We start from the raw sequence: 25,802 nt of genomic DNA on the forward strand, positions 1-25,802 counted from the left end.
TCAGTCGTCACCGTCGCCCGCTGAGGTGTGGGTGCCGGATTCCCGCCCGGGAGGAGTGCCGGGGTTCGGGCGGGGGGCCGGGTCCGGGCCGGTGCCGGCGTGCGGGCGGGTGTCCGCGTCGGGGCCGGGGCCGGCGTCCGGCCCCAGGTCGGTGGCGTCCGCGTCCGGTGCCGGGGCGGCGTCCGGGCCGGGCTCCGTGGCCGGGGCAGCCGCGACCGTACGGCGACGGTGACGGCGTACGGCCAGCGCGCCCGCCACCGCAGCCGCCAGCACCACCGCCGCCGCGCCCCGGACGAGCGCGCCGGACGGGCCGTCGGAGTCGGCGGCGACGTCCTGCGCGCGTACGGCCGGGCGGGCCGCCGCAGCCGTGGTGGTCGGCGTCGGAGCGGGTGCGGGTGTGGTCGGCGCCGAGCCGATGTCGGGCAGCGCGGGCAGGGCCGCCGTCTTGTCGAGGGCGACCGAGAGGGTCAGCGGGTCCATCGGAGTGCCCGCCGTGTAGAGGCCCTTGAAGGCCGCCGCGCCCTGCGGGGTCAGCGTCGCCGGGGCCTCGGTGACCGCGATCAGGCCGGCCTTCGGGGTGAGCGCGGCCGGGAAGGTGACGAAGGGCACCCCGTCCGCGTAGAGCGTGCCCTTGCCGCCGGTGACCGCCACGCGGACCGTGCCGATCGTCAGGTCGAGGCCGTACGTGCCGTCGCCCGCGCGCATGCCGAGGAAGCGCACGCTGCCGGCGAAGCGGGCGTCCAGCGTGTGCTTGGCGGGGTCGTACGTGCCCTGCCCCGCGCCGAAGCGGAAGAGGGCGCCGCCCTCCCGCGCCCCGTCCGCCAGCTCCCAGCGGCCCTTGGCGATGTCACCGCTGACGTATTCGCGGAAGGTACGCCGTACGCCCCAGTCGACCGCGGCGTCCATGACCGTGCCGGGCACGGTGCCGGCCGGCGCGGACGGCCCGGCCGACGGCTTCGCGGCGGGGGCGGACGCGGACGGCGACGGGGTGTGCAGGTCGACCGAGAGGCTGACCGGGTCGAGCGCGGTGCCCGCCGTGTAGTAGCCGGCGAAGGCGCGGGCGCCCTGGGCGGTGAGGGTGGCCGGGACGCCGGTGAGGGCGAAGCGCGGCCCGGTCACGCCCCGGGTGTCGACGCCGCCGAGCGCGAGACTCGCCAGCGGCACCCCGGACGCGGTGGTGACCTTGCCGGTGTCCTTGTCCTTGCTGGCCATGTCGGCGTAGAGGGTGCCGGTGCGGCCCGAGATCCGGACGGCGGGGCGGGAGATCGTGAGGTCGAGCTGGTAGGCCCCGTTGCTCTGCCGGTGCCCGACGAAGTGCACGCCGCCGGCGAAGGCGGCGCTGAGCGCGCCGGCCGCCGGGTCGTACGAGCCGCGCGCGGACGGGAAGCGGAACTGCTCGCTGCCGACCGTGTCCGCGCTGCCGGTCAGGTTCCAACTGCCGTGCGCGATCGGGCCGGTGACGTAGCTCTGGAAGGACGCCTTGATGCCCCAGTCGAGCCGCCCGCCGGACACGGTCGCGGTGCGGCCGGGAGCGGCATGGGCGGTGGCGGCGGCCGGTACGAGCAGTGCGCACAGGACGGCGGCCACGGTCGCCGCAAGTGCGGCGGACCGTACGCGGGCATGGCGGAGCGACGGCATCCGACCCCCTCCGGGCTGGTTGATTTAGGTAAGGCTAACCTAAGCTATCTGACCAGTGGCGGGAAGCATCCGCCCGGCGGTTCCGGCGGTATCGGCGAAGGGCAGGGTGGGCAGTGAACGCACCGGAGGCGGCATCCGCGAGATGGCGCAGACGACCTGACGGCTCCTCGGGCCGTACGCCCGCGGCCCTGCTCGCGGCCGTACTCGTCGTGCTGCTCGCCCTGAGCGCCTGCGGCGGCGGGGGAGGCGGGGCGGCGGGCGCGCCCACGGCGTCGGCGGCGCCCGCCGACACGATCGAGCCGCTGGCCGGCGGCGCACCGGCCCCCGCCTTGCCGGCCACCGTACGGTCGGCGGACGGCCACGACGTGACCGTCGCGAGCGACGACCGGATCGTGCCGCTCACCGGCGGGCTGTCCGAGATCGTCTTCACCCTCGGGCTCGGCCGGCAGGTCGTGGCGCGCGACATCACCGCGACCTTCCCGCAGGCCGCCAGGCTGCCGCTGGTGACCCGGGCGCACGACGTGTCCGCCGAGGGCGTGCTGTCGCTGCGTCCCACCCTGGTCCTGGCCGAGTCCACCACCGGGCCCGCCGAGGCCATCGCGCAGATCAGGAAGGCCGGGGTGCCGCTGGTGGTCCTGCCCGCCGCGACCTCGCTCGCCGACGTCGGCCCGCGGATCGACGCGGTCGCCGCGGCGCTCGGCGTGCCGGCCGCGGGCGACCGGCTGCGGGCACGCACCGACCAGCGGATCGCCGCCGTACGGAAGGCGGTTCCCGCCGGTACGCGCAAGCCGCGGGTCGCGTTCCTCTACCTGCGCGGCACCGCGTCCGTCTACCTGATCGGCGGCCGGGGCTCGGGCGCGGACTCGCTCATCGAGGCGGCCGGCGGCGTCGACGCGGGAGTTGCCTCGGGCCTGGACAAGGACTTCACCCCGATCACCAGCGAGGCCCTGGTCAAGGCGGCCCCCGACGTGATCCTGGTGATGGCCAAGGGACTTGAGTCGGTCGGCGGCGTGTCCGGCCTGGAGAAGGTGCCGGGCGTCGCCCAGACCCCCGCGGGCCTGGACCGCAAGGTCGTCGCGATCGACGACGGCACCCTGCTCAACTTCGGCCCCCGCACCGACCTGGTCCTGCGCGACCTGGCCGCCGGCATCCACGGCACCCCGAAGTGACGGCCCGGCACTCCGAGCCGGCGGCCCGGCACTCCGAAGAGGCGGCCCCGAGTCCCGAGGCGACGGCACCGAAGCTCGAAGCGACGGCGTCACGCCCTGAGGTGAAGGAGCTGAGCCCCGGGACGATGGCGTCACGCTCCGAAGCGAAGGAGCCGAGCCCCGGAATGAACGAGCCGAGCCCCGAAGCGAAGGGGCCGCGCCCCGCCGCCCGCGTCACCGTCCTGACCGTCGCCCTGGGCGTGGCGCTGGTCGCCCTCTGCCTGGTCTCCGCCGGGACCGGGGCCTACCACATACCCGCGGGCGACGTCCTCGCGTCGGCCGCCCACCGGGCCGGGCTCGGCGGGCACCGGCTGGACCGGGTCGCCGAATCCGTGCTGTGGGACGTACGGCTGCCGCGAGTGGTGCTCGCGCTGCTGGTCGGCGGGTCGCTGGGGTGCGCGGGGGCGCTGATGCAGGGGGTGTTCGGCAATCCGCTGGCCGAACCCGGCGTCATCGGGATCTCGTCGGGCGCCGCGGTCGGCGCCGTCGGGTCGATCGCGCTCGGGCTGTCCTTCGCGGGGACCTGGACGGTGACGGTGTGCGCCTTCGCCGCCGGGCTGCTGACCGTCCTGGCCGTCTACGGCCTGTCCCGGTCCGGCGGCCGTACCGAAGTGGTCACCCTGGTCCTCACCGGCATCGCCGTGAACGCCTTCGCCGGCGCCCTGATCGGCCTGTTCGTCTTCTACGCGGACAATTCCCAGCTCACCCAGATCACCTTCTGGCAGCTCGGCTCGCTCGCCCAGGCCGGCTGGCCGAAGGTGCTCGCGGTGCTGCCCTGCGCCGCCGCCGGGCTGGCCGTCGCGCCCTTCTTCGCCCGCCGGCTCGACCTGCTGGCACTCGGCGAGCGCCAGGCGGGCCACCTCGGGGTGGACGTCGAACGGATGCGGATCACGCTGGTACTAGTCGTGGCGCTGCTCACCGCCGCGGCCGTCGCCGTCGCCGGGATCGTGGCCTTCGTCGGCCTGGTCGTCCCGCATCTGCTGCGGATGGCGGCGGGACCCGGCCACCGCTTCCTGGTGCCGGGCAGCGCGCTCGGCGGCGCCCTGGTGCTGGTCGCGGCCGACCTCGCCGCCCGTACGCTGGCCGCGCCCGCGGAACTGCCGCTCGGCGTACTGACCGCGCTGGTCGGCAGCCCGTTCTTCTTCTGGCTGCTGCGCAGGACCCGCAGCCGGCAGGGGGGTTGGGCATGAGGCGCCCCGGCCGTACCGTGCTTCCCGCGCCGCCGCGCGCCGGCGACGTGCTGGCCCGCGCCGACGGCCTGCGGGTACGGCTCGGGTCCCGGCCGGTGCTCGACGGCGTCGGCCTCGACGTGGCCGCGGGCCAGGTGCTCGCCCTGGTCGGCCCGAACGGCGCGGGCAAGTCCACCCTGCTCGGCGCGCTGGCCGGGGACGTGCCCGCCGCGGGCGGCGGCGTCCTGGTCGGCGGGGCGCCGGTCGGCGACTGGTCGGCGCGGCAACTCGCCCTGCGCCGGGCCGTCCTGCCGCAGTCCGCGCCGCTGGCCTTCCCCTTCACCGCGGGCGACGTCGTACGGATGGGGCGGGCGCCCTGGGCGGGCACCGCGCTCGCCGACGAGGACGAGCCCGCGGTGGCCGAGGCGATGGCGGCCACCGAGACGGCCGGCTTCGCCGACCGGCCCTTCCCCGCGCTGTCCGGCGGCGAGCGCGCCCGGGTGGCGCTGGCCCGGGTGCTGGCCCAGCGGGCGGCGCTGCTGCTGCTCGACGAACCCACCGCCGCGCTGGATCTGCACCACCAGGAGCTGGTGCTGCGGATCTGCCGAGGGCAGGCCGGCCGCGGGCGCGCGGTCGTGATCGTCCTGCACGACCTCGGGCTCGCCGCCGCACACGCCGACCGGGTGGCGGTGCTCGCCGACGGCCGTATTGCGGCGGACGGCCCGCCGGCGGACGTGCTGACGGCGGACCTGCTCAGCGCGGTCTACCGCCATCCGGTGGAGGTGTTCCCGCACCCCCGCACCGGTCTCCCGCTCGTGCTGCCCGAGCGCTGACCGGGAGCACGGCCGCACTAACTGCGGTGCGCAGTTACTTCTGCGTGAAGTCCGGCGCCGAATACGGCGATCGGGCGCACAATCCTGGTAGTACGTTCCCGGCCGGGCCGACCGTTCGGCGGGGGACGGCCCCCCGTGCACCCCAGGCACACTCACCACCACGAGGAGCCCTCTTTGCGCACTGCGACACCCCGCCGGTATCTGATGTGTCCCCCGGCGCACTTCCGTGTGGCGTACTCCATCAACCCGTGGATGGACCCGGACAAACCGGTGGACCCGGTGCTCGCGCTCTTCCAGTGGGAAGACCTGCGCGACCGCTACCGCTCGCTCGGCCACACCGTCGAGCTGCTCGACCCGGTCGAGGGACTGCCCGACATGGTCTTCGCGGCGAACGGCGCCACCGTGGTCGACGGGCGGGTGCTGGGCGCGCGGTTCGCCAACCCGGAGCGGGCCGCCGAGGCCCCGGCGCACCTCGCGTGGTTCCTGGCCCGCGCGGCCGAATTCGCGGACGTACGGGAGCCGGAGCACGTCAACGAGGCCGAGGGCGACTTCGCCGTCACCTCGTCCTGGCTGCTGGCCGGGCAGGGCTTCCGCAGCAGCCCGCTCGCGCACGACGAGGCACAGGAGTTCTTCGGGCGGCCGGTGATCAGCCTGGAACTGACCGACCCGCGGTATTACCACCTGGACACCGCGCTGGCCGTGCTCGACGACACCGCCGACGAGATCATGTACTACCCCGGCGCCTTCTCGCCCGGCTCGCAGGCCGTGCTCGCCCGGCTCTTCCCCGGCGCGGTGCTCGCCACCGCGGAGGACGCGGCCGTCTTCGGCCTCAACGCCGTCAGCGACGGCCTGAACGTGCTGCTGCCGCGCGAGGCGACGGGACTCTTCGCCCCGCTGCGGGAACGCGGTTACGCGCCGGTCGGCGTGGACATGTCGGAATTCCACAAGGCCGGCGGCAGCGTCAAGTGCTGCACGATGGAGCTGCGTCCGGCGCCGGCCGCCTGACGGTACGCCCGCGGCGGCGCTCGGCGGTCACGCCGCTTGCGCCCGGGTCCGCTGACGCCCGCACCCCGCCGGGTGATCCCCGCCACCCCGGGCGGGGCACCCGGCCTCGCGGCGCCCCGCACCTGGCAGGATCGCCGTCATGACTCACGCTGACGACAGCAGGACCGCGCCCCCCGCCAAAGCCCCGGCCAAGGACCCCTGGCAGCTGCCCGACGTGTCCGGCCTGGTGGTCGGAGTCCTCGGCGGCACCGGCGACCAGGGCCGGGGCCTGGCCTACCGGCTGGCCAGGGCCGGCCAGCAGGTGATCATCGGCTCGCGCAACGCGGAGCGCGCGCAGTCCGCCGCCGCGGAGCTGGGGCACGGTGTCGAGGGCGCCGACAACGCGGAGTGCGCGCGGCGCAGCGACGTGGTGATCGTCGCGGTGCCGTGGGAAGGCCACGCCAAGACCCTGGAGTCGCTGCGCGAGGAGCTGGCCGGCAAGCTCGTCGTGGACTGCGTCAACCCGCTCGGCTTCGACAAGCAGGGGGCGTACGCGCTGACACCCGACGAGGGCAGCGCGGCCCAGCAGGCCGCGGCGCTGCTGCCCGACTCCCGCGTCACGGCCGCGTTCCACCACCTCTCGGCGGTGCTGCTGCAGAACCCGGAGATCGAGGAGATCGACACCGACGTGATGGTGCTCGGCGAATCCCGCGCCGACGCGGAGGTCGTCCAGGCGCTGGCCGGCCGCATTCCCGGCATGCGCGGCGTTTTCGCAGGCCGCCTGCGTAACGCCCACCAGGTCGAGTCCCTCGTGGCCAACCTCATCTCGGTCAACCGCCGCTACAAATCCCACGCGGGCCTCCGCCTGACCGACCTCTGACCCCTCCAGGGTGCCGCCCGCGTCGGCGGGGCGCGCTTTCCCCGGGCGCTGGGGTGGTGCGGCTCCCTTTGCGGCAGGGGTACGCCTTCCCCGGGCGCGGGGGGTGTGCGGTTCCCTTCGGCAAGGGGGTGCCCTCCCGCTGGCGCGGGCCTGGGGGTGCCTCTGCGCCAGGGGGTGCCCAACCCGGGGGCGCGGGGAACGGCGCGCGCAACCCACCACCGGCCGGTGGTCCGGGACGGACCGAAGAGACCTTTCGTCCGGTGGCGACCCGCGCCTCCGGTGGTGGGCTGGTGGCGCAGTTCCCCGCGCCCCTGGGGTGGTGCGGTCCGTCCGCACGTGACGGTGGATGGTGGGTTGCTCGCGCCGCTGGGGGCGTGCGATCCGTCCGCGTACGACGGTGGGTGGAGGGCTGGGCGCGCCGTTCCCCGCGCCCTTTCGGGCCTGCGGCCCGTTCGGCGTAGCGGGCCGGCCCCCGGGGCGGGATCAGGCGACGTGGAGGACGAGTTTGCCGCGTCGGCCCCGACGCTCAAGCGCGGCGTACGCCGCAGACGCCGTGGACAGCGGCACCACCTGATCGACCGGCACGCGCAGCCGCCCCGCCTCGACCAGGCGGGACAGCTCGGTCAGCCCGGCACGGTCCGGCTCCACGACGAAGAAGACCCCGCGAGGGACGGCTGCGTCCGGATGCGGAGGGGAGACGATGCTCACCAGCACCCCGCTGTCCCGCAGCACCCCCCACGAGCGCCGCTGCACCTCACCGCCGACCGCGTCGAAGACGATGTCCACCTCGTCGACCAGGTCCTCGAAGCGTTCCGCCCGGTGGTCGATGACCCGCTCGGCGCCCAGTTCGCGTACGAAGTCCAGGTGCCGCGCCCCCGCCGTGCCGATCACTTCCGCGCCGAGCGCCACCGCGACCTGTACGGCGAGCGACCCGACGCCGCCCGCGGCACCGTGGACCAGGACGCGCTGACCGCTCCGCAGGTTGCCGTGCCGCACCAGGCCCTGCCAGGCGGTCAGCCCCGCCAGGCTCAGGGCGGCGGCCTCGTCGAAGCCGAGCCCCGCCGGTTTCGCGGCGAGCACCGCGGCCGGCACCGCGGTGAATTCCGCGGCGGCGCCGTCCCGGGTGAAGGGGATCAGCCCGAAGACCTCGTCGCCCACGCCGGGACCGTCGGCGTTCGGGCCCACCGCGACCACCACCCCCGCCACCTCCTTCGCCGGGATCACCGGCAGCCGGGACGCGCCGCCGGGCGCGAGGCTGTCGGTCCAGGTGGCGTCCCAGTCCAGCTCGCCCGCGGTGATCGACGCCGACCGCACCTCGACCAGGACGTCGCCGTCCCCCGGCACCGGGCGCGGTGCGACCTCGTACGCCAATACCTCGGGACCGCCGCGGCGGTGACCGCGTACCGCGTGCATGGTGGTGTCCACAGGACGTCCTCTCCAGACGGGGGTGGCGCTGCCGCGTCCAGTCAACCGGCTCCGCGGGCCGCCCGCCTCCCCACCGCGGGCCATGGGGGACAATGGGCGTACGCAGCCCGTACGTGTCAGGACAGGAGCCGTCCACCCCATGCCCCGCCTCGCCCTCTACGCACTCGTCGTGTGCGTACTCGCCGTCACCGCCGCCGTCGTGTCCTTCGTGAACGGCAACTGGCTCGGCGTGGTGTGGGTGCTGCTCGCGGGCGCGTCCAGCAACATGTGGTGGTTCTACCGCCGCAAGGCCAAGGCGGAGGCCCGCGCCGCCGCGTGACGCGACCGGCCCGCCGGCCGCCAGGTCAGTGGCTCCAGAAGCGGAAGAGCCAGTAGCCGTAGTTCGCGAACTCGTCCGGCACGTTGAACCAGCCCATCACGTGGTAGACGCCGTCGAAGAACTTCTCGTTGACCGAGGGGATGTACAGCACCCCGAAGGTGGCGATCAGCCCGAAGGGCGCGAAGGGCTCCACCTGGCGGCGGAAGCTGTACGGGAGCCAGGGCTCCCAGACGCCGTAGCCGTCCAGGCCCGGGATCGGCAGCAGGTTCAGGAAGGCCGCGCTGACCTGGAGGAACGCCAGGAAGCTCAGGGCGGACAGGAAAGTCGGCGGCCAGCTGTCCACGTGCAGGGTGAAGGGCAGCATCAGCGCGACGGCGAACAGCACGTTCGTCAGCGGGCCCGCGGCCGAGATGAGGCTGTGCCGCCACCGGCCGTGGATGCGGCCCCGCTCGATGAAGACGGCGCCGCCGGGCAGGCCGATACCGCCCATGATCACGAAGATCACCGGGAGGACGACGGAGAGCGCGGCGTTGGTGTACTTCAGCGGGTTGAGGGTGAGGTAGCCCTTGTCGCCGATGGTGATGTCGCCGCTGTGCAGGGCGGTACGGGCGTGGGCGTACTCGTGCAGGCACAGCGAGACGACCCAGCCGGACACGACGAACAGGAAGACCGCGAAGCCGGCGTCCGAGGCGAAGCCGGTCCATACCGCCCAGCCGGACACGGCCATGACCGCCGCGATGCCGAGGAAGACGGGGCTGATGCGCTCACCGCCGCGGCGGGCTTGGCGAATCGGCGTCACGCTCATGGAGTGCTCCAGCTTCCAGCGGTCGTGGGGTGCCAATGGTGCGCCCCCGGGCGCCCGATCATCCCATGACCTCGCCATCCCGCTGGCGCGGGCGTGAAGGGGGTGCCGTTGCGTCGCCGGTTGCGCCTCCCCCGGGCGCGGAATGGTGCGGTTCCCCTTGCGGCTGGGGTACGCCCTCCCCGGGCGTGGGGGTGTGCGGTTCCCTTCGGCAGGGGGGTGCCTACCGGGGGCGCGGGGAACTGCGCGCTCAGCCGGCCACCGGCCGGTGGTCCGGGGCGGACCGATCTGCCCCTTTGGGCCGGTGGCGACCCGCGCCTCCGGTGGTGGGCTGGTGGCGCGGTTCCCCGCGCCCCTGGGGGTGTGCGGTGCGTTCGTACGTGACGGTGGGTGGTGGGTTGCTCGCGCCGTTCCCCGCGCGCCCCTCCCGCAGGGCGAGGCCTGCCCATCGCGGGTCGGGAGGGCGCTCCCTCCCGCAGGGCGAGGTCGGGGCATCGCGGGTCGGGAGGGCGGCGCCCCGGGAGAGAGGTGAGGCGCGGGCCGCAGGCCGGTGGCAACTCCGTAAGAATGGGCCCGTGCGATACACGATTCTCGGCACCACCCAGGCCCTGCGGGACGACGCGGAGCCGGTCGCCCTCGCGGGCGGCCGGCTCCGCGCGCTGCTGACGGCGCTCGCGCTGCGGCCCGGCCGGGTGGTGACCGCGGACGTCCTGATCGACGAGGTGTGGGACGGGGACCCGCCGGCCGGCGCGACCGGGGCGCTGCAAGCCCTGGTCGGACGGCTGCGCAAGGCCATCGGGCACGACGCGGTCGGCTCCGTCGAGGGCGGCTACCGGCTCGCGGCGGAACGCGACGACATCGACCTCTACCGTTTCCAGCGGCTCGCCGACGAGGGCGCGCGGGCGCTGGCCGACGGCGACCCGGTGAAGGCGGCCGGGCTGCTGGCCGACGCGCTCGCCCTGTGGCGCGGCCCCGCCCTGGCCGACCTGCCCGACCGCGGCACCGCGGCCGTACGCAGCGAGGCCCTGCGGCTGGACACCCGGCGGCTGCGGCTGACGGCGGAGCTGGACCTCGGCCGGGCGGCACATGTGCTGCCCGAGCTGGCGGAGCTGGCCGCCGACCACCCGCTGGACGAGCCGCTGCACGCCCTGCACATCCGCGCGCTGCGTGCGGCGGGCCGCACGGCCGACGCCCTGGCGGCGTACGACGTGGTGCGCCGGGCCCTGGCCGACGAACTCGGCACCGACCCGAGCCCGGAACTGCGCGCGCTGCACGCCGAGTTGCTCAACCCCCGGCAGGATCCGCCGCAGCCGCCCGCCCCGCTGCGGCCCGGCAGCGGCGGCGCACCCGGCAGGCCCGGCGGCAACGCCCGTGCCCGGTTGACCAGCTTCGTCGGCCGGGAGGCCGAACTCGCGGCGGTGGGAGCCGACTTGTCCCGCGCCCGGCTGGTGACGATCACCGGACCCGGCGGCACCGGCAAGACCCGGCTGTCGCAGGAGGCCGGCGACCTCGTCGCCGGGCGCTGGCCGGACGGCGTCTGGTACGCCGAACTGGCCCCGGTCAGCGACCCCCGCACCCTCCCCGAGGCCGTGATCAGCTCGCTCGGGCTGCGCGACACCCTGCTGCACGGCGGCGCGGCCGAGGCGGCCATCGCGGTGGAGACCAAGGCCAAAGACCCCATGCGCCGCCTCGCCGACCACCTGGCGACCCGCGAGATACTGCTCGTACTGGACAACTGCGAGCATGTGATCGACGCGGCGGCCAAGCTGGCCGAGCAGCTGCTCGCCGACTGCCCGGGCCTGGCGGTGCTGGCCACCAGCCGCGAACCGCTCGGCGTGCCGGGGGAGTTGGTACGCCCGCTGGACCCGCTGCCCGACCCCACCGCGCTGCGGCTGCTGGCCGACCGGGGCGCCGCGGCCCGGCCCGGCTTCTCGGTGGACGACGACCCGGTCGCCTGCGCCGAACTGTGCCACCGCCTCGACGGACTGCCGCTGGCCATCGAGCTGGCCGCGGCCCGGCTGCGCAGCCTGTCGCCGCGCGGGCTCGCCGACCGGCTCGACGACCGCTTCCGGCTGCTCACCGGCGGCAGCCGTACGCTGCTGCCCCGCCAGCAGACCCTGCGGGCCGTCGTGGACTGGTCCTGGGACCTGCTCGACCCGGCCGAGCGGACGCTGCTGCGGCGGCTGGCGGTCTTCCGCGGCGGCTGGACCCTGGAGGCGGCCGAGGCGATATGCGCCGACCCGCCGCCGGCTCATCCCGCCGGGGCCGGGCCGCGGCCGCCGATCGGCCCCGCCGACGCCGCCCCGCTGCTGGCCTCGCTGGTCGACAAGTCGCTGGTGCTCGCTGAGCTGACCGCGGACAGCGAGCGCTACCGGATGCTGGAGACGATCTCCGAATACGCCGCCGAGCGGCTGGACGAGTCGGGGGAGCGGGCCGCGGTCGAGCGGCGGCACCTGACGTACTTCCGCGAATACGCCCGCACCGCCGACCCGTTGCTGCGCCAAGCGGGCCAACTGGTCTGGTTCGACCGGCTGGAGCGCGAGCACGAGAATCTGCGGGCCGCGCTGCGCCGGGCGGTGGACGCCGGGGACGAGCAGGAAGCGCTGATGCTGGTGCTGGGCTGCGCCTGGTTCTGGGAGGTGCGCAACTACATCTCGGAGCGCCGCTACTGGCCCAAGCGGGTGGCCGCCATGGGCGACGACCCCTTCACCCTGCCGCCGGACCTGGAGCCGGTGGAGCGCGGGCCGCTGGACGACCCGCCGCCGCTGACGGGACCTCGGCTGCTGGAGGCCCGCCGCTGGGTGCGGGTGATCGAACTGACCGCCGCCGAGGGCGAGACGGAGTGGTGGACGGACCCGTCCCTGGCCAGGGCCGGGGAGTCGCTGATCGCCAACTACCCGCCGCACCTGCCGCAGTCGGCCCGGCTGCCGGGCATCATGCGCCCCTTCGGCGCCTTCTTCAGCGGCAGGTTCGATCAGTTGCAGGCCCTTGTCAGCGACACGGTGGAGGCCTGTCGGCGCCATCACCGCGACTGGGAGCTGGCGTTCGCGCTCCAGCTGCGGGCCAAGGTCAACAACGATGTGGCAGAGCGCCTCGCGGAGTCGATCCGGGACATCGGTGAGAGCCGCCGGATCTTCGAGCGGCTCGGCGACGAGTGGGGCACGGCCGAGACGCTGTCGGCGGAGGCCGAGGCCGCGAGCAACGCGGGCGACTGGGACCACTCGGCCGCGTGCTGTGTCCGGGGCATGGAACTGGCTCGCAAGATCGGCTCCCACCAGCGCATACCGGTCCTCACCGTGCGTTTGGGCGACGCCCTGGTCAACGCCGGCCACGTCGAGGAGGGCATGCGCAAGCTCTGGGAGGGGGTGAACGACGCCGAGCGGTTCGGCACCGACAACGACGGCGCCGCCTTCTTCGGCAAGATCCTGCTCGCCGGCGCGCTCAGCCACACCGGGCAGGCCGCCGAGGCGCTGGTCCTGGTCGAGGAGACGATGGCGCAGGGCGCCGCGGCCAACGGGCAGCCCGGCTTCGTGCTCGGCATGCTGCTGGGTCTGAAGGGCTATCTGATCGGCATACTCGGCGAGCCCGAAGCGGGCCTCGGCATGCTCCAGGACGGCCTGGCCACGCTGGCCGAGCACCCGCTGGCCAGCGTGATCACCCCGCGGCTCGGCATCCTGCTGGCGCCCGGCGCGATCGAACTGCTGGTGCTGCTGGCCGAGCGGGGCGGCCCCGACGGTATCGGCGAGCGCCGCGCCCGCCGGGCCGCGACCCTGGTGAACGCCCACGACCGGCTCCGCCCGTCCGCCGTCCCGCCCGCCGAGGCGGACGAACTGGCCCGCTCCAAGGCCAGGTTGCTCGCGCTGCTCGGTGAGGACGGGTACGCAGCCGGATACGCCGAAGGCGACGGCCTCGGTGTGGACGAGGCCGTCGCCCTGATGCGCGACGTGGACTGAGGCGGGCGGGGACCGTCAGGTCTTCTTGCGGAAGCGGGCCACCGCCAGCGGCGCGGTCACCGCGGTGATGCCCACCGACCAGGCCAGCGTGATCCACACCGAGTGGGCGACAGGGCCGCCGTTGATCATGGCGCGGGCCGCGTCCGCCAGGTTGGACAGCGGGTTGACCTTGGTGAACCCCTCCAGCCAGCCCGGCATCGTGGTGGGCTTGGCGAAGATCGAGCTGCCGAACTGCAACGGCATCAGCACGAGCATGGCGACCCCCTGAACCGCCTGCGGCGTTTTCATGGTCAGACCCAGCAGGATGAAGATCCACATCAGTGAGGCGCCGAAGACGGCCGACAGGGCGACGGAGCCGAGCAGGTGCAGCACATCGGTGTGGATCGTCAGGCCGAGCGCGAAGCCCACGCCCAGCAGGATCACCGTGGCGATCATCATCCGGCCCAGCTCCACGACGATCTTGGCGATCAGTACCGAGGACCGTGCGATGGGCATCGTACGGAACCGGTCCATGACCCCCTTCTTGAAGTCGTCGTTGATGCCGGTGCCGACCGCCATCGCGATGTTCATGCCCATCATGGCCATCAGGCCGGGCACCACGTAGTTCACGTACTCCTGCTGGTTGCCCTTGCCGGACACCGCGCCGCCGAAGACGTACACGAACAGCAGGGTGAAGATGATCGGCATCAGCAGGACGTCGAACATCGACTCCGGGTCCTGCTTGATCTGGAGCATGTTGCGGCGGGCGAGGGCACCGATGTGCCGCAGGTTGGCCCGCAGGCCGATCCGGCCCTCGTCGTCCGCGGTGGCCGCCGCCGGCCGGTCGAACGTGGCCGTGGCCGTGGTCATACCGTCACCTCTTCCTTGTCGTTCGCGTGCGCGTCCGTGTCGGTGTCCGCCGGCTCGGCGGCGGCCTTCTTGCCGGTGATCGCCAGGAACACCTCGTCCAGGCTGGGCAGATGGGTGCCGATGTGCGCGATGCCGTACCCGCGGGCGGCCAGCAGGCCGACCACCGCGGTCAGTTGCGCGTCGGTGAGGATCGGCACCGAGACCGTGCCGGACGCCTGGTCGGTCTGCACCCCGCCGATCCCGTCGAGGCCCGCCTCGCCGATCGCCGCGGCCATCGCGCCGAGCTGGCCGGGGTCGCTCGGGCTGATCTGCAGCGTCCGGCCGCCGACCTTCGCCTTGAGCTCCGCCACCCGGCCGTTTGCGATCACCTTGCCGCGGTCGATCACCGTCAGCTCGCTGGCCAGCTGCTCGGCCTCCTCCATGTACTGCGTGGTCAGCAGGACGGTGGCGCCCTCGGCGACCATCCGCTGGACCTCTTCCCACACCTCGTTGCGGGTGCGCGGGTCCAGGCCGGTGGTCGGCTCGTCCAGATACAGCACCGACGGGTGCCCGATCATGCTCGCCGCCAGGTCGAGGCGGCGGCGCATGCCGCCCGAATACTGCATCGCGGGCCGCTTGGCCGCCTCGGTCAGCGAGAACCGCTCCAGCAGTTCGTCCGCCCGGGCCTTGGCCTCCTTGCCCGGCAGGTCCAGCAGCCGCCCGATCATGTACAGGTTCTCCCGGCCGGACAGCTTCTCGTCCACCGAGGCGTACTGGCCGGTGAGGCCGATCACCCGCCGCAGCTGCCGGGGCTGCCGCAGCACGTCGTAGCCCGCCACCCGCGCGCTGCCCGCGTCGGGCTTTATCAGCGTGGACAGCACCCTGACCAGGGTGGTCTTCCCGGCACCGTTGGGCCCGAGCACTCCGAGCACCGTTCCCTGCCGTACATCGAGGTCGACCCCGTCGAGTGCCTTGGTCTGGCCGTAGTGCTTTACCAGCCCCCGCACCTCGACGGCGGCGCCTCCGCCGTTGTCACTCAGTCGCGTCGTCATGCCCCCTACGATGCCGGGCCCCTCCGACACGGCGCCGACATCCCACCGACGCGCCGTGTCGGTGCGGTGTCAGGGGAACCGCGGGACCCCCGTACCCCGTGGAGGTCAGGTCGGGACGGTGAGCAGGAGCGTGCCGGATTCGGTGCGGACCTCGAAGCGGGTGATGGCCGAGGCGTGCAGCCCCGCCGCTCCGTGGACGGTGAGCGGATCCGGCTGCGTATTGGTGCCGTAGCCCTCGGTCGGCACGGACCACGTCGCCACCGTCTGGCCGTTCCCGTCGATCGCGAAAGCGACAAGGCTGCAGGTCAGCGGGCCGCGGACGCCGCTGAGGCGGAGATCGACCACGCTGCCCCAGCCCCGGTCGGTGAGGGCGACGACCGCCGAGACACCGGTCGCCGGGTTGGAGGCGGTGTGCTGGTCGGTGCCGAAGCGCTGGGCTGCCGCGGCGGAGCCGTGGCCGCCGTCCCTGGCCGCCAGTACGGCGATCGTGGAGCCGCCCATGACGAGCACCGCGGCGGCGGCGATCGCGATCAGCCGGCGCCGCCGGTGGGCCGCCCGGCGCTCGCCGGAGACCTGTACCAGCAGCCGGTCGAGCATCGCGTCGCCGCTGGGCATTTCGGCGACGCCCAGCCCGTCGACCCGCAGCTCCTCGAGCACCGGCACGACACCGCTCAGCTCGTCCAGCTCGTTCCCGCACAGCTCGCAGTCGACCAGGTGCGCCTCGAAGCGCTCCATCTCGTCGTCGTCCAGCACGCCGAGCAGATAGGCGCCCACGTCCATATGCGGGTTCATGAGGTGGTCACCCCTCTCTCCTCCAGCGCGTTCCGCAGGGCGCGCAGCGCGTAGAACACCCTGGAGCGTACGGTCCCGGGCGGCAGCCCCAGTTCCTCGGCCGCCTCATTGACCGTACGGCCGCCGAAGTACGTGGCGATCAGCGCCTCCCGGTGCGCCTCGGAGAGGTCCTGGAGCGCGTCCGAGATCGTCATCAGCCGCAGCGAGCGTTCCATCTCGTCGTTGGCCGGCAGCTGGTCGAGCGCCGCGGGCGACGTCTCGGGCGGGCGGGCCTGGCGGCTGCGGTGGCCGTCGATGACGATCCGCCGGGCGACCGTGATCAGCCAGGGCCGCAGCGACCTGGCCGCGGGGTCCAGCCGGGACGCGCTCTTCCAGGCCCGCAGCAGCGTCTCCTGCACGATGTCCTCGGCCAGGAACCGGTCGCCGGCGACGAGCCGGAGCACGTACGCGTAGAGCGCGCCCGCGTGCTCGCGGTACAGCGCCCGCATCAGCTCTTCCTCCGGGGCCGCGCCGGCGGGCTCCGAAGGTCCGAGGGGTGGTCCGTCCACGGGCGCATCCTGCCCTACCCGGCGCGCCCGGTCGAGTTCGCCTGTAGCCGGCCCGGACATCAGCGGCCGCCGGAGCCCGCCGGCGCCGCGGCGCGGTGGAGCGTGAAGGACATGGTGGCTTCCCGTACGGGTCGGTGGCCGCCTCGGGGGAGGCGGCTCACCGACCCGTACGGATCCGGCGGCGGTCTGTCTCAAATGGAGCGCACGGCACTTCGGAAAAACCCGGAAGTGTCGTGACAGGACCTAGTGGAAGGTGTGCTCCTCGGCCGGGAAGGCGCCGCCGACGACCTCGCCCGCGAAGGCCTTGGCCGCGTCCCCGAGGGTCTGCCGCAGGTTCAGGTACTGCTTGGTGAAGCGCGGCACCTTCCCGCCGGTCAGGCCGACCATGTCCGTCCACACCAGCACCTGCGCGTCGGTGTCGGGCCCGGCCCCGATCCCGATCACCGGGATGTGCAGTGAGCGCGTGACCTCGGCCGCCACCTCGGCCGGCACCAGTTCGAGCACCACGGCGAAGGCGCCGGCGTTCTGCGCCCCCTTCGCGTCCCTGATCAGCTGCTGCGCGGCCTCCTCGCCGCGGCCCTGCACGCGGTGGCCCAGCGTGCCGACCGACTGCGGGGTCAGCCCGAGGTGCGCCATCACCGGGATACCGGCCTGAACGATGGCCTCGGTCTGCGGCAGCGACCGCTCGCCGCCCTCCAGCTTGACCGCCCCGACCCCGGCCTCCTTGACCAGCCGGGTGGCGCTGCGCAGCGCCTGCACGGCGCCTTCCTGGTACGACCCGAAGGTCAGGTCGCCGACGACCAGCGCCCGGCTCGTACCGCGGACGACCGCCGCGGCCAGCATCGTCATGTGGTCCATCGTGACCGGCACCGTGCTGTCGAAGCCGAGGTGGCAGTTGCCCATCGAGTCGCCGACCAGCAGCACCGGGATACCGGCCTCGTCGAAGACGGACGCGGTCATCGCGTCGTACGCGGTGAGCATGGGCCACCGCTCGCCCCGCTCCTTGGCGAGGGCCAGGTCGCGCACGGTGACCCGGCGGGTGCTGGTGCCGCCGTAGAGCGCCTTGGGGTTGTCCGTGCTCGCGTCGCCGCCCGCGGGGGACTTCTGGGCAGCCGGAAGTTGCGTCATGGTGACAGCTCCCTCATGTCATCTCGAGGCGCCCTGACGGCGTCCCCGGATCCCTTCCATGCTGACACGGCACGCGGGCGGCGCAAAGAGCGCGGGTGCTGTGCCGTACGGCACTAATTCCCGTCGGCCGGGGCGCCCGCGGCCTCGGCGGCCCGGGCCGGCAGGCTCTTGAGCGGCGCGTTCCGCGGGGCTGAACTCCGCGGCGACACGGCCCTCGATCCGTACGGCCAGCAGGTCGGCGCGGGCGAGCGCGGCGGCCGAGACACCGGGGCTGCCGGCCGGCCCGAAGAGGGCCGCGTACCGCGCGACGGTGAGGTCCAGCGGCTGTGCGGTCCCCCTCCGCCAAGGGGTGCCCCACAGGGGGCGCGGGGAACGGCGCGCTCGGCCCGCCACCGGCCGGTGGGCCGGGAACGACCGCTGCCGCTCACCCGCCGACGTATTGCGCCAGGTGCTCGCCGGTGAGGGTGGAGCGGGCGGCGACCAGGTCGGCGGGGGTGCCCTCGAAGACGATCCGGCCGCCGTCGTGGCCGGCGCCGGGGCCGAGGTCGATGATCCAGTCGGCGTGCGCCATGACCGCCTGGTGGTGCTCCACGACGATGACGGACTTGCCGGCGTCGACAAGGCGGTCGAGCAGGGCGAGGAGCTGTTCGACGTCGGCGAGGTGCAGGCCAGAGGTCGGTTCGTCCAGGACGTAGACGCCGGCCTTGTCCGCCATGTGCGTGGCCAGTTTCAGGCGCTGCCGCTCGCCGCCGGACAGCGTGGTGAGCGGCTGGCCGAGGCTGAGATAGCCCAGGCCCACGTCGGCGAGCCGGGTGAGGACGGTGTGCGCGGCGGGCGTACGGGCGTCGCCCGAGCCGAAGAACTCCTCGGCCTCGGTCACCGACATCGCGAGCACCTCGCTGATGTCCCGGCCGCCGAAGCGGTATTCGAGCACCGACGCCTGGAACCGCCTGCCCCCGCACTCCTCGCAGACGCTCGCGACACCGGCCATCATCGCCAGGTCGGTGTAGACGACGCCGGCGCCGTTGCAGGTGGGGCAGGCGCCCTCGGAATTGGCGCTGAAGAGCGCCGGCTTGACGCCGTTGGCCTTCGCGAACGCCTTGCGGACCGGGTCGAGCAGCCCGGTGTACGTGGCCGGATTGCTGCGGCGCGAGCCGCGGATCGGGCTCTGGTCGATCGCGACCACGTCGGCGCCCGCCGGGATCGAGCCGTGCACGAGCGAGCTCTTGCCGGAGCCGGCGACGCCGGTCACGACGGTGAGCACCCCGAGCGGGACGTCGACGTCGACGTCCCGCAGGTTGTGCGTGCCGGCGCCGCGGATCTCCAGCACGCCGGCCGGCTCGCGTACCGCCTTCTTGAGGGCGGCCCGGTCGTCCAGGTGGCGGCCGGTGACGGTGCCGCTGGCGCGCAGCTCCTCGACGGTGCCCTCGAAGCAGACGGTGCCGCCGTCCGCGCCGGCGCCGGGGCCGAGGTCGACCGCGTGGTCCGCGATCACGATCGTCTCCGGCTTGTGCTCCACGACCAGCACCGTGTTGCCCTTGTCCCGCAGCCGCAGCAGCAGCCCGTTCATCCGCTGGATGTCGTGCGGGTGCAGCCCGATGGTCGGCTCGTCGAAGACGTAGGTGACGTCGGTGAGCGGCGAGCCGAGGTGGCGGACCATCTTGACCCGCTGCGCCTCGCCGCCCGACAGGGTGCCGGCCGGGCGGTCGAGCGAGAGATAGCCCAGGCCGATCTCCACGAACGAGTCGAGGCTGTCGCCCAGCGTGGCCAGCAGCGGCGCCACCGACGGCTCGTCGAGGCTGCGCACCCACTCGGCCAGGTCGCTGATCTGCATCGCGCACGCGTCGGCGATGCTCGTGCCGTCGATCCTCGACGACCTGGCGCCTTCCGCGAGCCGGGTGCCGTCGCACTCGGGACAGGTGGTGAAGGTGACCGCCCGCTCCACGAACGCCCGGATGTGCGGCTGGAGCGATTCCTTGTCCTTGGACAGCATCGACTTCTGGATCTTCGGGATCAGCCCCTCGTAGGTGAGGTTGACGCCCTCGACCTTGACCTTGGTCGGCTCCTTGTGGAGGAAGTCGTGCATCTCCCGCTTGGTGAACGTGCGGATCGGCTTGTCCGGGTCGAGCACACCGGACTCGGCGTAGACCCGCACGGTCCAGAAACTGTCCGCCGTCCAGCCCGGGATGGTGAACGCGCCCCCGGCGATCGACTTGGAGTCGTCGTAGAGCTGGGTGAGGTCGATGTCGGAGACGGTGCCGCGGCCCTCGCAGTTCGGGCACATGCCGCCGGTGCGGTGGTAGGTGACCTTCACCGCCTTCCTGGCGCCGCGCTCGACGGTCATCGCACCGCTGGCCTGGACCGAGGGCACGTTGAAGGCGTACGCGCTGGGCGGGCCGATGTGCGGCTGCCCGAGCCGGCTGAACAGGATCCGCAGCAGCGCGTTGGCGTCGGTGGCGGTGCCGACGGTGGAGCGCGGGTCGGCGCCCAGCCGCTGCTGGTCGACCACGATCGCGGTCGTCAGCCCTTCGAGCACATCGACGTCGGGCCGCGCCAGCGTCGGCATGAAGCCCTGCACGAAGGCGCTGTAGGTCTCGTTGATCAGCCGCTGCGACTCGGCGGCGACGGTGCCGAACACCAGGGAGCTCTTGCCCGACCCCGACACACCGGTGAAGACCGTCAGCCGGCGCTTCGGGATCCCGATGCTGACGTCCTTGAGGTTGTTCACGCGGGCGCCGTGCACGCGGATCAGGTCGTGGCTGTCCGCGCCGTCCCCCGCCGGCGGCTCCGCGCCCTTCCTCCTGGCCGTGGTCATCGTGTCTCCGTCCGTCGCGCGGTGCCGCTGTCCCATGGCCGCCCCCGTCAAACCGGCCATGCTGTCACGCTACGGGCGGGCCGCGGCGCGCGCTTCTCCATTTGTGACCGACCTGCCGCGGACCCCGCCGCACACCCCCGCGGCACAGGCCCGAACCGGTTTTACCCGGACTTTACGATACGAGACACCTCCGTATCGTAAGTGCCGCTTACGCTGACACGCATGGCCGACAATGCGACTTTTGCCGTCCCGGAGGCGATACACCGCCGACGCTGGGCGATCCTCACCGTGCTGCTGTTCAGTCTGCTCGTCGTGGTGCTGGACAACTCGATCCTCAACGTGGCGATGAAGACGATCGCGCAGCCCAAGCCGACCGGGCTCGGGGCGACGCAGAGTCAGCTGGAATGGGCGATCAACTCCTACACCCTGGTCTTCGCCGGGATACTGTTCACCGCCGGCCTGCTCGGCGACCGGCTCGGGCGCAAGAAGGTGCTGCTGGCCGGCATGCTGATCTTCGGCGTCGGCTCCGCGCTGTCCGCGGTGTCCAGCTCGGCGGGCGAACTGATCGCCTGGCGCGGGCTGATGGGCATCGGCGGCGCGTTCATCATGCCCGCGACGCTGGCCATCATCATGAACGTCTTCCAGCGCGAGGAGCAGCCGAAGGCGATCGGCATCTGGGCCGGCGTCGTCGGCCTCGGCATCGCCGTCGGGCCGATCACCGGCGGACTGCTGCTCCAGCACTTCTGGTGGGGCTCGGTCTTCCTGGTCAACGTGCCGATCGTGGTCGCCGGCCTGATCGCGATGTTCATCCTCGTCCCCGACTCCAAGGACCCCAAGCCCGGCCGGCTCGACCCGGTCGGCGTCGGGCTGTCCGTGGCGGGCCTGGTCCTGCTCGTCTACGGCATCATCAAGGGCGGCCAGGCGGGCGACTTCACCGAGCCCGAGGTGTGGGCGACCTCGGTCGCCGGCCTGCTGATCCTGGCCGGCTTCGTCTGGTACGAGAAGCGCAGCGACCACCCGGCGCTGGACGTGACGTACTTCAAGAACCGGCAGTTCTCCGCGTCGGTCGCCGCCATCGGCCTGATCTTCTTCGCCCTGATGGGCGTGACCTTCTTCATGGTCTTCTACATCCAGTCCGTCCGCGGCTACAGCGCCCTGCAGTCCGGCCTGCTGCTGCTCCCGCTGGCCGCCGCGCAGATGGTCTTCGCGCCCAGGGCGCGGCTGCTGGTCGACAAGTTCGGCGCCAGGGCGGTCTGCACGGGCGGCATGGCGATGACCGGGCTGGCCTTTCTCGGCTTCCTGCTGCTGGACACGGACACCCCGATCTGGGTCATGGAGGTGCTGTTCTTCCTGATGGGCGCGGCCATGGCGCACGTCATGCCGCCCGCCACCGTGATGATCATGTCGGCGCTGCCGCGCGAGAAGGCCGGTTCCGGATCGGCCGTCAACAACGTCTTCCGGCAGGTCGGCGGCGCGATCGGGGTCGCCGTGCTGGGCTCGGTGATGTCCACGGTCTACCGCGACAGCATCCGCGGCCACCTCGACAGCCTGCCCGCGCCCGCCCGGCACTCGGCGGGGGAGTCCATCGAGGCCACGCTCGGCGTCGCCGCGAAGCTCGGCCCCAAGGGGCAGGTGCTGGTCGAGCCGGCCCACCACGCCTTCATCCACGCCATGCACGTCACGGCGGCGGCCTCGGGCGGCGCCGCCCTGTTCGGCGCGCTCATCGTCCTGTTCTACCTGCCCGCCAAGGCCGCGCCCGCGGCCGCCGCGCCCGGCGGTGAGGCGGAGCTGACGATGGCCGGTGCCGAGCAATGAGGGCTCCGGATACGACGGCCGTGCCGCGCGGGCGACCGCGCGACGCGGCCGTCGGGCACAAGGTCGTCGAGACGGTCCTGGGGCTCATCGCCGACGGCACGACCTTCGGCGATCTGACGATGGAGGGCATCGCCCGCGAGGCCGGCGTCGGCAAGGCCACCGTCTACCGGCGGTGGGCGAGCAAGGACGCGCTGCTGCTCGACGTGCTGGCCGCGATAGACACCCCCGTGCTGCCGGCGCTGCCCGGCACGTCCTTCCGCGACGACCTGGTCGTCGCGGTGGAGTCGATACGCAAGCGGGGCCTGGCCAAGCGCGAATCCGCGATGCTGCGCAACATGCTGACCCAGATCCAGAACAACCCCGCGCTGTGGCAGCGCTACCACGACACGGTCATCGCCACCCGGCGCGCCGCCCTCGGGCGGCTGCTGGAGGAGGGCATCGCCGTCGGGGCGGTACGGCCGGAACTGGGCGCCGACATCGAGCTGCTGATCGACTTCGTCACCGGCCCGCTGCTCACCAGGACCGCCTTCCACCAGGGCGCGTCCCTGGGCGAAGGGCTGTCCGAGCGGGTGGTCGACCTGATCCTGCGCGGCATCGCCCCGCCGCCCTGACGCACGTGCCGGGTGCCGCCGCCGGGTGCCGCCGCACGTAAGGGTTTTGTCACAAGCGGGGCGTATGGGACGGCCGGCGGAACCCGCACGGGTGCGGGGGCCGTCGGTTCACATACCGATCCCCTAAGGTCGGCAGTGCACCCGGCAAGGCAGCGAGGATCCACATGACCCAGGCGCAGAGCAGCACGGACGCGACCGCGGGCGGCGACGGTACGCAGGACCGCGCCGACGCCGGCGGACGGGACCGTGCGGTGCGGCGGTTCCTGCGCTGGTGGCGGCCCGCCGGAATGTGGCGGCGCGGGATCGTGCTCGCCGCCCTGTGCGTCCTGCTCACCGGAGTGCTGTTCTTCCACTCCGACATCCCCAACCGGATCGGCAATCTGGGCAGCCTGCTGGAGACGTTCCTGCCCTGGCTGGGCGTCGCGCTGCCGGTGCTGTTCGTGCTCGCGGTGCTGCGCCGCTCGACAACCGCCCTGATCGCCCTGCTGCTGCCGACCCTGGTGTGGCTCAACCTGTTCGGCGGGCTGCTCACCGACAAGTCCTCGTCCGGCGGCGACCTGACCGTGGCGACGCACAACGTCAACGCCGAGAACCCGGACCCCGACGGCACCGCCAAGGACCTGATCGCGGCCGGGGCCGACGTCCTCGCGCTGGAGGAGCTGGCCGAGAGCGAGGCGCCCCGGTACGCGCACGATCTCGCGGCGGCGTATCCGTACCACTCGGTGCAGGGCACGGTCGGGCTGTGGAGCAAGTACCCGCTGAGCGGGGTGCGGCCGGTGGACATCAAGATGGGCTGGACCCGGGCGATGCGGGCCGCGGTCAGCACGCCCGACGGGAAGGTCGCGGTCTACGTCGCCCATCTGCCGTCCGTGCGGGTGAAGTTCGACGCCGGCTTCACCGCCGGGCAGCGCGACAGCGCCGCCAACGCGCTCGGCGAGGCCATCGCGGCGGAGTCGCTGCACAGCGTCGTCCTGCTCGGCGACCTCAACGGCACCATGAACGACCGGGCGTTGGCCTCGGTCACCTCGCAGATGCGCTCCACGCAGGGCGCCGCGGGCAACGGCATGGGATTCAGCTGGCCGGCCGGCGAGCCGATGGCGCGGATCGACCAGATCATGGTCAAGGGCGCGGAGCCCAGGTCCTCCTGGACCCTGCCGAGGACGGGCAGCGACCACCTCCCGGTCGCCGCCCGCCTCCAACTGCCCGAGGACTAAGGCCTGTCGCCCTCGCGCCAGCGGTTGGTGATGGGGAGCCTGCGGTCCTTGCCGAAGCCCTTCGCGGAGATCTTCGTGCCCGGCGGATACTGCCGCCGCTTGTACTCGGCGGTGTCGGTGAGCTTGAGGATCCGGGTCACCAGCTCCTCGTCGAAGCCGGCCGCGATGATCGCCTCCCGGCCCTGGTCGCGGTCCACGTACAGCTCCAGGATCCGGTCGAGCACGTCGTAGTCCGGCAGCGAGTCGGTGTCCACCTGGCCCGGGCGCAGCTCCGCGCTCGGCGGCTTGCTGATCGAGTTCTCCGGGATCGGCGGGGTCTCGCCCTGCGCCGCGGCCGCCGCGTTGCGCCAGCGGGCCAGCCGGAAGACGGTGGTCTTGTAGACGTCCTTGATCGGGCCGTACGCCCCCACCGAGTCGCCGTACAGCGTCGAATAGCCCACCGCCAGCTCGCTCTTGTTGCCCGGCGCGAGCACGATGTGGCCCTCCTGGTTGGAGATCGCCATCAACGTCACCCCGCGCAGCCGGGATTGCAGATTCTCCTCGGCGAGCCCGGTCAGCGACAGCGACGCCATATAGGCGTCGAACATCGGCGCGATCGGCACCGTACGGAAGTTCAGGCCGGTCCTGCGGGCCAGCTCGGCGGCGTCGCCGCGGGAGTGGTCCGAGGAGTAGGCCGACGGCATCGAGACCCCGTAGACGTTGGCCGCGCCGACCGCGTCGCAGGCGATGGCCGCGACCAGGGCCGAGTCGATACCGCCCGACACCCCGATCAGCACCGAGCGGAAGCCGTTCTTCTCGACGTACGCGCGCAGGCCCGTGACCAGCGCCCCGTAGACCTCGGCGGCGTCCTCCAGGCGCTCGGCGACCTCGCCGGCGAACTGCGGGGCGTAGCCGGCCACCGGCTCCTCGGACAGCGTCACATGGCGGATCTCCAGGCCGTCGTCCACCCGGCCGGACGGCGGCTGCGGCGACGCGGCCGGCAGGTCGAGGTCGAGGATGACGCAGTCCTCGGTGAATTGCGGCGCCCGGGCGATGACGTCGCCGCTCTGCGACACCGCGATCGTGTCACCGTCGAAGACCAGCTCGTCCTGGCCGCCGACCATCGCCAGATACACCAGGGTGCAGCCGGCCTCCTGGGCCCGCTTGCGGACCAGTTCCAGCCGGCTGTCGTCCTTGTCCCGCTCGTAGGGGGAGGCGTTGACCGACAGCAGCAGGCCCGCGCCCGCCGAGCGGGCGGCCGGCACCCGGCCGCCGTCCTGCCACAGGTCCTCGCAGATGGCCAGCGCCACATCCACACCGCGGACCCGGATCACCGGCATGGTGTCGCCGGGCACGAAGTAGCGGAATTCGTCGAAGACGCCGTAGTTGGGCAGGTGGTGCTTGGCGAAGCGCAGCGCGACCTTGCCGCCGTGCAGCACCGCCGCGCAGTTCTGCGGGGCGCCGGCCGGCTGGCCGAAGCGGGGCCGCGCGTTCTCGCTGCGGCCCAGGTAGCCGACCACGACCGGCAGCTCGCCGAGGCCCTCGGCGGCCAGCCGCTCGGCCAGCTCGACCAGCGCGGTGCGGCTCGCCTCGACGAAGGACGACCGCAGGGCCAGGTCCTCCACCGGGTAGCCGGTGAGCATCATCTCGGGGAACGCCACGAGGTGGGCTCCCTGCCCGGCGGCATGCCGGGACCAGCGCAGGACCGACTCGGCGTTCCCGGCGATGTCGCCGACGCGGGCGTCGATCTGATTCAGGGCGAGTCGTAGTTGAGGCACGGCCCCAGTCTAATCGTCACCTCGACACAAT

20 protein-coding genes are annotated in these 25,802 nt (G+C 73.3%); 10 read left to right on the forward strand and 10 right to left on the reverse strand.

Annotated features, from left to right (window positions below; genetic code table 11):
- Positions 1–1,638, reverse strand: a complete 1,638-nt coding sequence (locus OHA86_RS27630) for an HtaA domain-containing protein (RefSeq protein ID WP_329179483.1) — start codon at positions 1,636–1,638, stop codon at positions 1–3.
- Between the two features lie 113 nt (positions 1,639–1,751).
- On the opposite strand from OHA86_RS27630, the gene OHA86_RS27635 reads away from it, so the two are divergent.
- From OHA86_RS27635 to npdG, 5 genes are all read left to right on the forward strand, one after another.
- Positions 1,752–2,807 (forward strand): heme/hemin ABC transporter substrate-binding protein, encoded by a 1,056-nt coding sequence (locus tag OHA86_RS27635; RefSeq protein ID WP_329179485.1) that lies wholly within the window; start codon positions 1,752–1,754, stop codon positions 2,805–2,807.
- Positions 2,808–2,971: 164 nt separating this feature from the next.
- Complete coding sequence (locus OHA86_RS27640) at positions 2,972–4,036, forward strand: FecCD family ABC transporter permease (protein WP_329179486.1); 1,065 nt, start codon at positions 2,972–2,974, stop codon at positions 4,034–4,036.
- A complete protein-coding gene (locus OHA86_RS27645; RefSeq protein ID WP_329179487.1) occupies positions 4,033–4,848 on the forward strand; it encodes a heme ABC transporter ATP-binding protein in 816 nt (271 codons plus the stop codon). The genes OHA86_RS27640 and OHA86_RS27645 overlap by 4 nt, the downstream gene beginning before the upstream one ends.
- 135 nt (positions 4,849–4,983) lie before the next feature.
- Entirely contained in the window at positions 4,984–5,853 is an 870-nt protein-coding gene (ddaH, locus tag OHA86_RS27650; RefSeq protein WP_443071903.1) for a dimethylargininase, read from the forward strand.
- Positions 5,854–5,992: 139 nt separating this feature from the next.
- On the forward strand, positions 5,993–6,712 hold the full coding sequence (npdG, locus tag OHA86_RS27655; RefSeq protein ID WP_329179489.1) for an NADPH-dependent F420 reductase: 720 nt from the start codon (positions 5,993–5,995) through the stop codon (positions 6,710–6,712).
- A 483-nt stretch (positions 6,713–7,195) separates the two neighbouring features.
- On the opposite strand, the gene OHA86_RS27660 is transcribed toward npdG, so the two are convergent.
- On the reverse strand, positions 7,196–8,137 hold the full coding sequence (locus OHA86_RS27660) for an NADP-dependent oxidoreductase (RefSeq protein WP_329179491.1): 942 nt from the start codon (positions 8,135–8,137) through the stop codon (positions 7,196–7,198).
- A 139-nt stretch (positions 8,138–8,276) separates the two neighbouring features.
- On the opposite strand from OHA86_RS27660, the gene OHA86_RS27665 reads away from it, so the two are divergent.
- Positions 8,277–8,456 carry a hypothetical protein gene (locus OHA86_RS27665; protein ID WP_329179493.1) on the forward strand — a complete coding sequence of 60 codons (180 nt, stop codon included), beginning with the start codon at positions 8,277–8,279 and terminating at the stop codon, positions 8,454–8,456.
- Positions 8,457–8,481: 25 nt separating this feature from the next.
- Here OHA86_RS27665 and OHA86_RS27670 read toward each other — a convergent pair whose 3' ends face one another.
- Positions 8,482–9,261: a site-2 protease family protein gene (locus tag OHA86_RS27670; RefSeq protein WP_329179495.1), complete on the reverse strand. Its 780-nt coding sequence runs from the start codon at positions 9,259–9,261 to the stop codon at positions 8,482–8,484.
- A 572-nt stretch (positions 9,262–9,833) separates the two neighbouring features.
- Here OHA86_RS27670 and OHA86_RS27675 point away from each other — a divergent pair.
- A complete protein-coding gene (locus tag OHA86_RS27675) occupies positions 9,834–13,211 on the forward strand; it encodes a BTAD domain-containing putative transcriptional regulator (RefSeq protein ID WP_329179497.1) in 3,378 nt (1,125 codons plus the stop codon).
- Between the two features lie 15 nt (positions 13,212–13,226).
- On the opposite strand, the gene OHA86_RS27680 is transcribed toward OHA86_RS27675, so the two are convergent.
- The 6 genes from OHA86_RS27680 to OHA86_RS27705 form a co-directional block, all read right to left on the reverse strand.
- The gene (locus OHA86_RS27680; protein WP_329179499.1) at positions 13,227–14,060 is read right to left on the reverse strand and encodes an ABC transporter permease; all 834 of its coding nucleotides are present in this window, start codon (positions 14,058–14,060) and stop codon (positions 13,227–13,229) included.
- Complete coding sequence (locus tag OHA86_RS27685; protein WP_329179501.1) at positions 14,057–15,091, reverse strand: ATP-binding cassette domain-containing protein; 1,035 nt, start codon at positions 15,089–15,091, stop codon at positions 14,057–14,059. The genes OHA86_RS27680 and OHA86_RS27685 overlap by 4 nt, the downstream gene beginning before the upstream one ends.
- A 105-nt stretch (positions 15,092–15,196) precedes the next feature.
- Positions 15,197–15,883 carry a zf-HC2 domain-containing protein gene (locus OHA86_RS27690; RefSeq protein ID WP_329179503.1) on the reverse strand — a complete coding sequence of 229 codons (687 nt, stop codon included), beginning with the start codon at positions 15,881–15,883 and terminating at the stop codon, positions 15,197–15,199.
- Entirely contained in the window at positions 15,880–16,371 is a 492-nt protein-coding gene (locus OHA86_RS27695; protein ID WP_443054110.1) for a sigma-70 family RNA polymerase sigma factor, read from the reverse strand. The genes OHA86_RS27690 and OHA86_RS27695 overlap by 4 nt, the downstream gene beginning before the upstream one ends.
- Positions 16,372–16,674: 303 nt before the next feature.
- Positions 16,675–17,559 (reverse strand): 3-methyl-2-oxobutanoate hydroxymethyltransferase, encoded by an 885-nt coding sequence (gene panB / locus OHA86_RS27700; RefSeq protein WP_329179506.1) that lies wholly within the window; start codon positions 17,557–17,559, stop codon positions 16,675–16,677.
- A 424-nt stretch (positions 17,560–17,983) separates the two neighbouring features.
- Positions 17,984–20,374, reverse strand: coding sequence for an excinuclease ABC subunit UvrA (locus OHA86_RS27705; RefSeq protein ID WP_329179507.1), 2,391 nt, complete (start codon positions 20,372–20,374; stop codon positions 17,984–17,986).
- A gap of 222 nt (positions 20,375–20,596) precedes the next feature.
- On the opposite strand from OHA86_RS27705, the gene OHA86_RS27710 reads away from it, so the two are divergent.
- From OHA86_RS27710 to OHA86_RS27720, 3 genes are all read left to right on the forward strand, one after another.
- Positions 20,597–22,189, forward strand: coding sequence for an MFS transporter (locus OHA86_RS27710; RefSeq protein WP_329179509.1), 1,593 nt, complete (start codon positions 20,597–20,599; stop codon positions 22,187–22,189).
- Positions 22,186–22,800 (forward strand): TetR/AcrR family transcriptional regulator, encoded by a 615-nt coding sequence (locus tag OHA86_RS27715; protein ID WP_329179511.1) that lies wholly within the window; start codon positions 22,186–22,188, stop codon positions 22,798–22,800. The genes OHA86_RS27710 and OHA86_RS27715 overlap by 4 nt, the downstream gene beginning before the upstream one ends.
- 287 nt (positions 22,801–23,087) lie before the next feature.
- Positions 23,088–24,014, forward strand: a complete 927-nt coding sequence (locus OHA86_RS27720; protein ID WP_443054109.1) for an endonuclease/exonuclease/phosphatase family protein — start codon at positions 23,088–23,090, stop codon at positions 24,012–24,014.
- Here the strand turns inward: OHA86_RS27720 and OHA86_RS27725 are convergent.
- Complete coding sequence (locus tag OHA86_RS27725) at positions 24,011–25,771, reverse strand: NAD+ synthase (RefSeq protein ID WP_329179515.1); 1,761 nt, start codon at positions 25,769–25,771, stop codon at positions 24,011–24,013. The two genes, OHA86_RS27720 and OHA86_RS27725, sit on opposite strands and share 4 nt — an antisense overlap.
- Positions 25,772–25,802: the final 31 nt, after the last annotated feature.

Origin of the sequence: Streptomyces sp. NBC_01477, assembly GCF_036227245.1 — a bacterium.
In the GTDB taxonomy this organism is placed as follows: Bacteria; Actinomycetota; Actinomycetes; order Streptomycetales; family Streptomycetaceae; genus Actinacidiphila.